At 74.9% G+C, this 525-nt stretch carries 1 protein-coding gene; it reads left to right on the top strand.

The genetic code is table 11. From position 1 onward, the window contains the following. On the top strand, nucleotides 1–433 hold a 433-nt coding region (locus O3Q52_RS54005), incomplete at its 5' end, for a type II toxin-antitoxin system PemK/MazF family toxin (protein ID WP_269655658.1). Nucleotides 434–525 lie beyond the last annotated feature (92 nt).

The raw sequence follows: 525 nt of genomic DNA, 5'->3' as shown, positions 1-525 counted from the left end.
GGGGCGACGGGGACGACGGGGGTCTTCGGGCGGGCGGGGCCGTTCGCAGGGCCGTTCGACCGGTCGCCCGCCGGGCCGGCCGCGGGTCCGGGGTGGGATCCGTCGGCCTTCTCGCGCTTCTCGGCCGCGGCCGGCCGAGATCTGGTGGGCGAATGTTCCGTTCGAGGACGGGCCCGGGGCGAAGGACCGGCCCTGCCTGGTCCTGTCCGTGCGGGGCCGTACGGCTGTCGTCGCCAAGATCACCAGCAAGAACCACGACGAGCGGCGGGCCGGGGTGATTCCGCTGCCTCCCGGCTCCGTCGGGGACGCCCGGGGGCGGGCCAGCTTCCTCGAAACGGATGAGCGGCGGGGGCTGCCGATACGGGACTTCCGCCGACGGGTGGGCCCGGTGGACCCCGCGATCTGGGACCAGGTCCGCGACTTGTCCCGTTAGGGGTTTTCCTCGCCCTCGCCGCCCCTGCCCATTCCCGTCACTTACTCGGGGGCTCCGCCCCCGAACCCCCGCTCCTCAGACGCCGGACGGGC

Origin of the sequence: Streptomyces sp. ActVer, from assembly GCF_027270795.1 — a bacterium.
Classification (GTDB): domain Bacteria; phylum Actinomycetota; class Actinomycetes; order Streptomycetales; family Streptomycetaceae; genus Streptomyces; species Streptomyces umbrinus_A.
Note: the sequence above shows the minus strand (reverse complement) of the source record. Positions and strands in the feature narration are given on the sequence as shown.